Here is a 12,050-nt window from a genome sequence, read left to right as displayed (position 1 = left end):
ACTATTGTGCTGAAGCTAAGTTGATAAAAGGTAAAGTTTTGGTAATTTGTCAGGATAAATTCATGGATGGTGATGGTAATGAGAAATGAAGGGGTGACTTGAGAATTATGTTTGAGATTATGTAAAATTAATTGGATGTGGTTGAGATTTTTATCGGACTTGTTGAGAAAATGGCAAAATCTCTGTCAAAAGGTAGTAATTTTACTTAGAATTGTAGCGTTTCCCAATCAGATGAAATACAACCCCACCCGCCCTATCGGGCACCCTCCCCGAAATCGGGGAGGGCTGGGGAGGGGTTCTTCCATACCTCACTAGAATGGGAAACGCTATATATAGAACAAACTTAGGATATAAGTCTGTTGAGGAGTGATGGGAGAATCTGCAATTGCTGGTAAATTTGTAAACTTACCTGATGCTAGTTGTGACAACATCTATACCTTTAATTAAAACTCCGGAGATTCTGGAAAGTCGTCTCCAGGAGATTCCACCGGAAGCGGGTGTGTATTTGATGCGTGATGCTGGCGATCGCATTATTTATATTGGGAAGTCACGGAAGTTGCGATCGCGGGTGCGCTCCTATTTTCGAGAATCTCAACGACTGACGGAACGTATCGCTACCATGGTACGGTTGGTGACGGAGATTGAGTTTATTGTCACGGATACGGAAGCGGAAGCGTTAGCACTGGAAGCAAATTTAATTAAGCAGCATCAACCGTACTTTAACGTTTTGTTGAAGGATGATAAAAAGTATCCCTACGTATGTATTACTTGGTCAGAGGAATATCCGCGAATTTTTATCACTCGTAGAAGGCAACTAGGGAAAGAAAAGGATAAATTCTACGGTCCCTATACAGATTCTGCCTTGTTACGGGAGATTTTGCACCTATGTAAACGGATTTTTCCCCTACGACAACGACCCCAACCTTTATTTAAAGACCGTCCCTGTTTAAATTATGATTTGGGTAGGTGTCCGGGTGTCTGTCAACAGTTGGTTTCTGTGGAAGCGTACCGCAAGATTGTGCAGAAGGTAGCAATGGTATTTCAGGGAAGAACCCAGGAGTTAATTGCGACTTTAACAGAGCAGATGGAGAATGCTGCGGTAGAGTTAAATTTTGAAACTGCGGCACGGATTCGAGATCAAATTGCGGGGTTAAAGTCTTTGAATGCCGATCAAAAGGTGGCTTTATCTGATGATACTATTTCCCGTGACGCGATCGCCCTGGCAAAGGATGAGCAACACGCCTGTATTCAATTATTCCAGATTCGGGCAGGAAAATTAGTCGGACGTTTAGCCTATGTTGCAGATGCAACTGCTGAACCTGGGGCAATTTTACAACGGGTGCTGGAAGAACATTATCAAAATGCGGATGCGGTGGAAATTCCCACGGAAATTGTTGTGCAACATGATTTACCGGAGGGGGAACTGTTATTAACTGCACTCACCCAACGTCGGGGAAGAAAGGTAAATCTGGTGATTCCCCAGCGTCAACTCAAGGCAGAATTAATTGAGATGGTGGAGCGGAATGCAGAGTATGAGTTGCAGAGAATGCAAAAATTTGGCGATCGCAATCTCACAGCAATGCAAGATTTAGCAGCTATTTTGGATTTACCAGAATTACCGCACCGCATTGAAGGATACGACATTTCCCATATTCAGGGTTCCAATGCAGTTGCTTCCCAGGTAGTATTTCTTGATGGTTTACCCGCCAAGCAACATTATCGCCACTATAAAATTCAGAATCCTGGGGTGACGATTGGACATTCCGACGACTTTGCCAGTTTAGCAGAGGTGATACAGCGAAGATTTCGCAAGTATGCCACAGAACCCCAATTACCACGGGGGGGTAATTCCGATTTTCCCGATTTGGTAATGATAGATGGGGGAAAGGGGCAATTATCTGCGGTGGTGGGGGTGTTGCAGGAAATGGATTTGCTGCAAGATGTACGAGTCGTCAGTTTAGCTAAGAAACGGGAGGAAATATTTCTTCCTGGGGAGTCGCAACCCTTGAAGACGGATGCAGAGCAACCAGGGGTACAATTATTGAGAAGATTACGGGATGAAGCCCATCGTTTTGCCGTGACTTTCCACCGTCAACAACGCAGTGATAAATTGCGGCGATCGCGCTTAGATGAAATTCCTGGTTTAGGACATCACAGACAAAAACTACTACTAGGCTATTTCCATTCTGTAGATTATATCCGTCAGGCAACACCTACACAATTAACTGAAGTTCCGGGAATCGGTGCGCGTTTAGCTCAGGAAATCTACCATTATTTTCATCCCACTTCAGACAACTAGTACATAGTTTGTAGTCAGGGCTTTAGCGCTTAATTTTCACTACGAACCTATTAGAATTAAGTGGGTTAAATATATAGAAAAAAAGTGATGGGTAATTGACCAGTAGTATCAAATACCATGATCTATTACCCATTACCCATTACCCATTACCCATTACTAAACCTAGATTAGCAAATATATCGAGTTGTTTTCTGTTAGTAATTGGAAGTTTTTCTTAAGTTTATTGTGAGATGATTGTTTGTCGTCCTGTAACCAAACAAAACATAGTAGTTCCAATCATATCAGTTCCTACCTCGGCGGTATCCTTTACTACTTTATCTATGGTATCCACATCTGCCATACCAGCTTGTCTAAATCTCTATGAATATGGGGAATTATCTCCCCCTCTCATTCCCAGGATGCGATAAGGGGAACTTCGTGCCTCTGGCATATCGTAATCCAGATTATCTTAACTGAAAAGCGCTCAATTATGGAATTGCTAATTTATTCCACTCTAAAATCCCAAAGCTAGCGCATCTAGCATATATTTACTTTTTTCTTTTCCTACTTCCAGATATATGTCTAATAACTCTTCATACGCTGTATCTCCTCCCACTATTTTCCAAAAATCATTCCCGATCACAACAGCCTCATCAAAGGGTGTATAATTTAACATCTGTGACCATTTAGAGACCGTTAGGACTTACGCAACTGGCACAAGCAATGGTGCGCGAAGCGCACAGAGCGCCTAAAAAACTACACAGAACACATAGCAATATCTGGACGTTTTAGTTACTCAATTAAATAATTTGAGAGTAAATTATGCTTTATTTTATAAATAGTTTGACCTGTTTTATAGGCTAAACTATTCAGCCTAAGCCAAACCAAAATAGCACAAGCAATATGATTTCTCTGAAGACGGGCTTTACGGCATTGATACCATTTATTGATACCATTTCACGAAAAATATGATACAGATGTCAATCTTGAAAGCTTTGCTGCATCTAAGTTTTTTGATTGCGAATTGCGTTAGCGTTAGCTCTCCCGTAGGGAGCATTGCGAATTGTGAATTGGTATGACATGATTCAATGCCAGTTAATTGTTTTATCTCCCTGTGAAACTCCTCTATTTTCCAACGGATTTTACACACTTTTTGTGCAACATCCGTATCACTTTGAGATATGTCATTACTTGAATGCAGTTCTCGTTTTCCAGTTAGTCGGAACGCCCCCGACTTAATCAGAATATTTTCTACTTTCCGTACTATCCGACATACTGTTGATTCATGGATACCCCAGCTTTTGCCGATATGAAAGTATGTTCGATACTCCCCGGAGGCGGAGCGTCTCCGGCTCCGCGCCAATATTCCAGTGCCACCAACAAATGGTCTTCCACACTTAACTTTGGCTGACCACCTTTTTTACCAGTCCTTGCCAGTTCTGGCTCCAGTACTTCTACCATCCGTACAAAAGTAGCGATATGCACTCCGCATAACCTTTTAAATTCTGGTGATGGCAGGTCTTTTATCTGTTCGTAGCTCATCGCTGTTTACTTTTTTGACCTGTATTCTTTCATCCTTACGCTATTCGTGCAAAAGGTCTATTATATTAGATTTTAGAATGGTTTAGAGCGCTAAAGCGCAACTACAAACGTTTTATATTGCACTATTTTAAGCTTGCCACACCACTAGGATATTAGGTGGTATATTGGGGGTCGGGAAACTTTTTATCTCCTCAGTAAATCTCCAAGATTAAACTTAAATTATAAAAATCATCTATGCAGATACGCAGCGTCTTAACTGGCTCCTTGGGTTTCCTAATTCTCGGTATCGGTGCATGGCAAATTTTTAATCCCCAAGCTGCGACTTCAGCTAATACTCAATTATCCCAAGAAGTGGCTGTTCTTCGCCCCCAAGGGCAAAAAGGGTTACAGAAATTTCTCCAAACCCATAGTAAAAAGTTAAATCAAGCAGATATTCGCACCGCTTTAGATCAGCTTTGCCAACAGCGAGATTGCTATGCTTCCCGTCTTTACTGGTACACTAATTTAGAGGAGGCGAAAGCTGCTGCCAAGGCAAGCGGTAAACCCATTTTGTCCCTACGTTTGTTAGGAAACCTCGATCAAGATTTAAGTTGTGCGAATAGTCGGTTTTTCCGTGTTGCTCTGTACCCTAATGCAGAGATAGCTAAAACCCTACAGGATAAATTTATTCTCCATTGGCAATCCGTACGCCCTGTACCTAAAGTTACTATTGATTTCGGTGATGGGCGGAAATTAGAAAGAACCCTAACGGGGAATAGTATTCACTATATCCTTGATAGTTCTGGTCGTCCTATTGATGCTATCCCTGGATTGTACAGTCCCCAGGCATTTTTGCAGCAACTGCAACAGGGAGCAAATACGGTGAAAGCATATAGTCAAGTGGGTGGGAAGGAAAAAGAAGGATTTTTAAGAAAATACCATAGCGATCGCCTGAATACTCTCCAGGCAAAATGGACAAAGGACTTAAATCAAGCAGGTATCAATGTAGCACCGAGATTCTCAACCAATAATAGTAATAATCCGGCACCCAGTGCTACAGTTGCAGCACCGATCGCCATGACTAAAATGCTAGTTGAAGCACCCTTGTTAACTAATATACAATCTTCTCCAGAGTTGACAGATGGTGCAACCTGGCAAAGAATTGCCCAACTACACCGCCAAAATAGCAAATTAGATAGTCAAAGTCTGGCTTTAATCAAAGCGAAAAAATATACCTCAACAAATGCCAATTTTGACAAACTTATCCAGCAGTTTGAATCAACTATGGCATTAGATACGGTGAGGAATGAATACATCTTACATCGGCGAATTCACCAATGGTTTGCCGCAGGTCAGGGAACTAGTAACCTAGATGGATTAAATGAACAAGTTTACAGTCAATTATTCCTCACTCCTAGCTCCGATCCCTGGTTAGGATTGAACCCTGAGGAGAATTACAGCGCGATTGAACATGATGGCATCATCAAGTAATTCTCTGGAGAAATATAAAATTAGGGGCATTGGGCGACAAACCAAATTTCTCAAGGTTTGAATCATTACCTTATAGGATAGGATTGAGAACGAGTCATGGGGATTTGAGTCCCGGTGCTAAAAAATTAACCATAGTGATCGCTTTGCCAAACTCCCAGCAACACGTTAGGATCTTGTCACCCCAACAGTGTTAAGTATCCACGAAATCCTGAATCCAAAATCCCTAACCCAACATGAGAAACAATCTCTCTCACCCCCCTATTTTCCCTAGGGATAGGCGAAAATTTAACTCCTAGCTCGACTATTCTTCATACTTTTGATATCCTACACTGGCAATTTCTCGTTTAAAATAGTATATCTGTTCTAATAACTTTTCTCATCCACGGTCCCTAGATATAGATAGAGGTAGGAATGGCTGTTAACACAAGTGAAAATGCTGGTAAGCAAAAAGCCCTGAATATGGTACTTAGCCAAATTGAGCGGACTTTTGGAAAAGGAACAATTGTGCGTCTGGGTGATGCAACTCGGATGCGGGTAGAAACAATTCCTAGTGGAGCATTAACTTTAGATTTGGCTTTGGGTGGGGGTTTGCCAAAGGGACGGGTAATTGAAATCTATGGACCAGAAAGTTCAGGGAAAACAACCTTAGCATTGCACGCGATCGCCGAAATCCAAAAAACAGGTGGGATTGCTGCTTTCGTAGATGCAGAACACGCTTTAGATCCTACCTATGCCGCAGCATTGGGTGTAGATATTGAAAACCTCCTCGTTTCCCAGCCAGACACCGGGGAATCTGCCCTGGAAATTGTGGATCAGTTGGTTCGTTCGGCGGCTGTTGATATTGTAGTCATTGACTCCGTTGCGGCTCTAGTTCCCCGCGCGGAAATAGAAGGTGATATGGGTGATGCTCACGTTGGTTTGCAAGCCCGCTTAATGAGCCAAGCTCTACGTAAAATTACTGGTAATATTGGTAAATCTGGCTGTACTGTTATTTTCCTTAACCAACTGCGCCAAAAAATCGGTGTCAGCTACGGCAACCCAGAAACTACCACCGGGGGGCAAGCTTTAAAATATTATGCTTCCGTACGTTTAGATATTCGTCGGATTCAAACCTTGAAGAAGGGTTCCGAGGAATTTGGGAACCGAGTCAAAGTCAAGGTTGCCAAAAATAAGGTTGCTCCCCCTTTCCGGATTGCGGAATTTGACATTATTTTCGGCAAGGGTATTTCTACCTTGGGATGCTTGGTAGACTTGGCAGAAGAAACAGGGGTACTAACTCGCAAGGGTGCGTGGTATAGCTATAACGGTGATAATATTTCCCAAGGTCGGGATAACGCCATTAAATACCTGGAAGAAAAAGCCGATTTTGTCGAGCAGATTAAACAATTAGTCAGAGAAAAACTCGACAAGGGTGCGGTTGTTTCTGCTAATTCTGTCAGAAAGACAAATGAAGATGAGGAAGAGGAAGAAGAGGAACTAGAAGAAGAGGAGTAAGATTTTTGCCGTTGGTAATGGGTAATACACAAATCCCTACCCATTACCCGTTGTCAAGCCTGACTAATTACCCATTCTTCCCTGTCTGCGAAAAAACGCTTCCAGAATCGCTGACTGCTGCTCTGAATTCAATTGGGGAATTTCTATGGATTTTCTGGTGAATTCTCCCTGGAGGCGATCGCTACCGTAGAAAGCCCCAAAGGTTGCTCCTGATTTATCTGGGGGATAGTTGTTTTTCATCAATGCATAGGTTGCAATTTCTTCGCTACTATCCTCTGATTTCGGTACCAGTTGTATCAGTAATTCCATAGCGATATTTGGCAAAACTCGCGCAGTAGCGTAATTGACAAAGAAAGAAAAAGTAACGCTACCTAAACGAATGCGATCACCATCTTCTAGCAAGCGTGGTTGATATATCGGTTCACCATTGACAAAAGTTCCATTGGTACTACTCAAATCAACCAAGTAAAAGCCTTTACCCTCAACATACTGAATACCTCCATGGCGACGAGAAAGGTATTTATCATGGAGATGAATCCCGTTACTGCGATCGCGTCCAATAGTCCAAATACCCTGAGGTTGACTTAAAACCTGTGTTTTTCCCTCTCCCAAGTTTGTAATGATATATATATTTGCACCATCAATCACACCATGTACGTACTTTTGTACTGACCCTGAAGCAGATGGCTGAAAAACATCCTCTAGTTGGAGAATTTCATCAAGTAGATGAGTATGATTTTCATACAACTTCAGAAAAACTTGGTATAAACTCAATCTCCTTTCTAAATCGTTTTCTGTAAATTCAGCCATAGTAGGTTAGCCTTCTGATGCCAACTAATGTAAATTGCTGAGACTTGTCATGAGTGTGTGAGAAGCAAACTTGAGATAGCTAGTTTTTTATTTTATTCCAAAATTCTTGACAGTAAATAACTTTCAGCACAATTATTCCTCTGTATTTTCAGATTAAAGTTTTCCATTAACTATTTGTAACCGCATTCTTACCGAATGTGATAAAAAGTTTCTAGTTAATCAGATGTTGTTACAATTTAACAGATAATTTTACAGTTTTCTCAGTATCTTCAATTAGATTTAATTATAAAGAAAACCTTAAGAAATAGCGATTGTATTAAAAGCTACTCAACAAAAAAACAACCTCAATTCAGATAAATATGAGCTTTTTTAGTGTATTTATATCCTAAAATTGCATATGCAGCCAATAGTATTAACATTTGCTTTTAATCAGTCAGATATCTCGCTTTTAGAAGGTAAAAACGACCTCTAATCCAACTTACAGCAACCCTCTACGACCATTGGGACGCACTGTCATCCAATTTGTCTTAGCGACAGCCAACTGTTCCTCAGAAATTTTGGCTCCAGTTAAATTGGCACCACACAAGTTCGCACCCCGCAGGTTAGCATTATTGAGATAGGCATAGCTCAGGTCTGCACCCCTTAAATCCGCTCCCTCTAAATCCGCATTGTGTAAATACGCCTTACTTAAATTCGCATCTCGCAAATTTGCCCGATTCAGATTTGCTTTACCAAAATCACTATTGTAAAGATTCGCACCTTGTAAATTAATCTTCTCCATCTGCGAGGAGTGAAAATTGGTTCCAGATAAATCAGCACCTGGTAAATTAATCAAATTTAGATTATGTAGAGCAAAATCTCGTCTACCTTTGGTATATGCGTTAAGCAAACCATCGGGGTTTAGCCTACGGGGAGTTGTTGACCTGGTACTGGGAGAACTATTGCTACTAGTTAAGGCAGTAGATTTGTTGGATATCACCCGTTCTCCTACCACTCCTGTGGGTGCAACTGTGCCTTCGAGTCTAGCTCGACGAGCGCGGATAGCGGCTGCAACCTGTGCCACACCAGCACTAGAATGATTTGTGGCAGCATGACTAGGATTACTGTAATAAACTCCACTATCTTCTAAACGATACCCAAAACGCTCTTGAGATTGAGATGAGCTAGTTAAACCCTTGGCGAGACTATCGATATATGGCTCTAACTCTAAATCTCGCAGTACATCATCAGCTGTTTGATACCGACTACGGACAGAAACTTCTAACATCTTGCGTAGAACTTTGGCAAAATGCTTAGATACACATACTGAATCTTCCCAAATTAGTTCTCCGGTGGTGGGATTGTAGTCTAAATCCTTAGGAGATTTGCCTGTAAGCAAATAAATACAAGTCACACCCACAGCATAGATATCACTGGCATATACGGGGCGCATTGCCATTTGTTCTGGAGGTGCAAAACCTGGAGTTCCAATAGCATAAGCTGTTAGGGCTGTATGTTCCGATTGGTTGAGTACAGCTTGACTCACTTGGTTTTTTACTGCACCAAAGTCTATGAGTACTAGTCTGCTATCTTGGTTGCGACGGATGAGGTTGGCTGGTTTGATATCTCGATGAATAACTCTGCGCCCGTGAATATACTGAAGGATGGGCAAAATTTCACATAAAAACTGTTTAACACTGACTTCACCTAGGGTTCCCTGGGTTTTGACCTCTTGCTGAAGGGTGGAACCACTGATATATTCCTGGACTAAATAAAATTGTCTATTTTCTTCAAAGAAATCCAAAAGACGTGGCACCTGGGGGTGGTTGCCTATTTGACCTAAAGTGACGGCTTCCCGTTCAAATAGTTCCCGTGCCATTTGCAAAACATGGGCTGAACTTCCAGAGGGACGTAATTGTTTGATGACACAACTTGGCTCTCCAGGTAGGGCTTCATCTTGAGCCAGAAAAGTTGCACCAAAGCCACCTTGACCGAGGGATTGCAGTACCCGATAGCGATCGCGCAACAGCAGTAGCGAACCGCAAGACAGGCACCTGTCGCTAAAGGCTGAATTTTCTGGATTGGGACAGTTAGGATTTAAGCAGTAGCTCATTCGCTGTCAACTCGCTGCACGAAGAATAACGGGTAGCGTTGTACGCTAATCCTATTATTTAGATCAAAATTCCACTATGCCAGGTAATTTTTGCTGGAAATCTTTTGAAGAGTTGCTAAAGCTTGGGAAAACTTACGTAAAGCACTGAGAAGTTTACAATTAGTCAAAGTTTCCTTGACTGGTAAATCAATCTCACTACTCATTACTCATTGCTTCTTGAACCCTATCCGGCAATTTTTCCTTGGTAGAATATTTAGTTATTCCAGCTAAAACTTTATCTATTTTCTTAATCATTATTCATCTTTTCATATTTTGTTTTTTCTTTTTAGATAATTAAAATATTCTTTGATTATTATCCAACAAAATTTTATTCAGCCAAGGTGCTTTATCAAAACTTCGAGAGTCGTAGGGAACGGTATGGGATAACCAACTATTTTGTAGTACTTGCTTTGCGGAAAACAGTGATTCTCTGACAATGTACCTTCACACTTTTATACTGAATACCTGTTCATGCATTATAATTAGGGCAAGTAATAGTGGGAGGCAGCTATGAGTACTGTCACAATGATGAAGTGTGCTTGTCCAACTTGTTTATGTATCGTTTCCCTAGAAGATGCAATTAAAAAGGGCGGTAAAAGCTATTGCTCGGAAGCCTGTGCTGAGGGTCACAAAACTATGAAGGGGTGCGCTCACAATGGTTGTGGGTGCCAATAGGGTTTTTGTTGAGTTCGCCGATCGCCAGAATCAGACCTAATTCTCCTCGGAATATAGTACATAAATAGTACAGGGTGGCTGAAATAAACCACCCATTTCAAATGTCTGAAACACTTGCAGCAAAGTAATTACGTTAGCGTAGCTCTCCCGCAGTGAGCATTACGTTAGCGAAGCTCCTCCGCAGGGAGCATTACGTTAGCGTTAGCTCTCCCGAAGGGAGCATTCCGCGTAGCGGTACTAGGGACGACCGCAAGAGATCGTCCCCTAATTTTCTCACCTAATCTGAGTTACAGACCTGCCATAACTTCTCTGGCAATTTCCAAGGTGCGATTAATATCTTCGTCAGTGTGAGCGATGGAAGTAAATCCAGCTTCAAACTGGGAAGGAGCTAAATAGACACCTCGTTCTAACATTCCTCGATGGAAACGTCCAAACTTAGCAGTATCAGCTTTCTTGGCATCTTCATAATTATGCACAGGTCCAGCTGTGAAGAAGAAGCCAAACATCCCGCTAATTTGACCGCCACAAACTTCGTGCCCAGTTTCCTTGGCGATCGCCAACAAACCATTTGCTAGTTTCTTGGTAACTTGGTCAAGGTATTCGTAGGTACCAGGTTTTTGTAATAATTCCAGGGTTTTAATTCCCGCAGTCATTGCCAAGGGATTACCAGAAAGGGTTCCGGCTTGGTACATTGGACCTGCTGGGGCAACCATGGACATGATATCGCGGCGACCACCATAGGCACCCACAGGTAAACCACCACCAATAACTTTACCCATAGTAGTCAGGTCAGGGGTGACACCAAATTTTTCCTGGGCACCACCATAGGCAATACGGAAGCCCGTCATGACTTCATCAAAAACTAATAACGCACCATTCTCCTGGGTGAGTACCCGCAATCCTTCCAGGAAACCAGCATCGGGAGGAATAAAACCAGCATTACCCACAACTGGCTCTAGAATCACCCCAGCGATTTCGTCTTTGTGTTGTTCAAAAAGCGCCTTAACAGCTTCCAAATCGTTGTAGGGAGCCGTCAGGGTGCTATTGGTAGTGTTTTTGGGGACTCCTGGGGAATCAGGTAAGCCGAGGGTTGCCACACCGGAGCCAGCTTTCACCAAGAACATATCCGCGTGTCCGTGGTAGCAGCCTTCAAATTTAATCACTTTATCCCGTTGGGTAAAAGCTCGCATCAATCGCAGCACAGACATACAAGCTTCCGTACCGGAGTTGACAAATCTCACCATTTCAACGCTGGGAACGGCATCAATCACCATTTCTGCCAGAACATTTTCCAATACACAGGGTGCGCCGAAACTCGTCCCCTTTTCTAGGGCTGTATGGAGAGCGGCAATTACTTCGGGATGGGCATGACCACAAATCGCTGGACCCCAGGTACCGACATAATCAATATATTGGTTGCCATCTACATCCCAGATATAAGCACCATTCACCCGGTCGAAAACAATCGGTTGTCCGCCAACGGATTTAAATGCTCTGACTGGGGAACTAACACCACCGGGCATGAGATTTTGGGCAGCAGTGAAGATTTCTTGTGATTTTGTGGTTTTAATTGTGGTATTTACCAAGGTTTTCTCCTAGATTCGGGAATAAAAAGCTCTGTCTTAGGATAGGGGTCAAGTTTGATTAGAA

The 12,050-nt window shown here is 42.3% G+C and carries 9 protein-coding genes and 2 pseudogenes; 4 read left to right on the top strand and 7 right to left on the bottom strand.

Going from position 1 to position 12,050, the window contains the following annotated elements; genetic code table 11:
* Positions 1–412: 412 nt before the first annotated feature.
* The gene (uvrC, locus tag IJ00_RS02260; RefSeq protein ID WP_035149641.1) at positions 413–2,299 is read left to right on the top strand and encodes an excinuclease ABC subunit UvrC; all 1,887 of its coding nucleotides are present in this window, start codon (positions 413–415) and stop codon (positions 2,297–2,299) included.
* Between the two features lie 493 nt (positions 2,300–2,792).
* Here the strand turns inward: uvrC and IJ00_RS27460 are convergent, their stop codons facing one another.
* The 3 genes and pseudogenes from IJ00_RS27460 to IJ00_RS30090 form a co-directional block, all read right to left on the bottom strand.
* The gene (locus tag IJ00_RS27460; RefSeq protein ID WP_082127240.1) at positions 2,793–2,954 is read right to left on the bottom strand and encodes a TdeIII family type II restriction endonuclease; all 162 of its coding nucleotides are present in this window, start codon (positions 2,952–2,954) and stop codon (positions 2,793–2,795) included.
* A 402-nt stretch (positions 2,955–3,356) separates the two neighbouring features.
* Positions 3,357–3,494, bottom strand: a pseudogene (locus IJ00_RS29510) (transposase); the annotation flags it as partial.
* Positions 3,495–3,554: 60 nt separating this feature from the next.
* Positions 3,555–3,641: pseudogene (locus IJ00_RS30090) on the bottom strand (hypothetical protein); the annotation flags it as partial.
* A 413-nt stretch (positions 3,642–4,054) separates the two neighbouring features.
* Here IJ00_RS30090 and IJ00_RS02250 point away from each other — a divergent pair.
* Both IJ00_RS02250 and recA read left to right on the top strand, forming a co-directional pair.
* The gene (locus IJ00_RS02250; protein ID WP_035149640.1) at positions 4,055–5,290 is read left to right on the top strand and encodes a hypothetical protein; all 1,236 of its coding nucleotides are present in this window, start codon (positions 4,055–4,057) and stop codon (positions 5,288–5,290) included.
* A 411-nt stretch (positions 5,291–5,701) separates the two neighbouring features.
* Positions 5,702–6,784, top strand: a complete 1,083-nt coding sequence (gene recA, locus IJ00_RS02245) for a recombinase RecA (protein WP_035149638.1) — start codon at positions 5,702–5,704, stop codon at positions 6,782–6,784.
* A 63-nt stretch (positions 6,785–6,847) separates the two neighbouring features.
* Here recA and IJ00_RS02240 read toward each other — a convergent pair whose 3' ends face one another.
* The 3 genes from IJ00_RS02240 to IJ00_RS29855 form a co-directional block, all read right to left on the bottom strand.
* The gene (locus tag IJ00_RS02240; RefSeq protein ID WP_035149636.1) at positions 6,848–7,594 is read right to left on the bottom strand and encodes an FHA domain-containing protein; all 747 of its coding nucleotides are present in this window, start codon (positions 7,592–7,594) and stop codon (positions 6,848–6,850) included.
* Positions 7,595–8,072: 478 nt separating this feature from the next.
* Positions 8,073–9,686 carry a serine/threonine-protein kinase gene (locus tag IJ00_RS02235; RefSeq protein WP_035149634.1) on the bottom strand — a complete coding sequence of 538 codons (1,614 nt, stop codon included), beginning with the start codon at positions 9,684–9,686 and terminating at the stop codon, positions 8,073–8,075.
* 74 nt (positions 9,687–9,760) lie between these two features.
* Positions 9,761–9,889 (bottom strand): hypothetical protein, encoded by a 129-nt coding sequence (locus tag IJ00_RS29855; protein WP_256388842.1) that lies wholly within the window; start codon positions 9,887–9,889, stop codon positions 9,761–9,763.
* 346 nt (positions 9,890–10,235) lie between these two features.
* Between IJ00_RS29855 and IJ00_RS27450 the strand changes: the two genes are divergently transcribed.
* On the top strand, positions 10,236–10,400 hold the full coding sequence (locus IJ00_RS27450) for a metallothionein (protein WP_082127238.1): 165 nt from the start codon (positions 10,236–10,238) through the stop codon (positions 10,398–10,400).
* A 287-nt stretch (positions 10,401–10,687) separates the two neighbouring features.
* Here the strand turns inward: IJ00_RS27450 and hemL are convergent, their stop codons facing one another.
* Positions 10,688–11,986, bottom strand: a complete 1,299-nt coding sequence (gene hemL, locus IJ00_RS02230) for a glutamate-1-semialdehyde 2,1-aminomutase (RefSeq protein WP_035149632.1) — start codon at positions 11,984–11,986, stop codon at positions 10,688–10,690.
* Positions 11,987–12,050 lie beyond the last annotated feature (64 nt).

This window comes from Calothrix sp. 336/3, from assembly GCF_000734895.2.
Taxonomy (GTDB): domain Bacteria; phylum Cyanobacteriota; class Cyanobacteriia; order Cyanobacteriales; family Nostocaceae; genus 336-3.
This window is presented reverse-complemented; position numbering and strand designations above follow the sequence as displayed.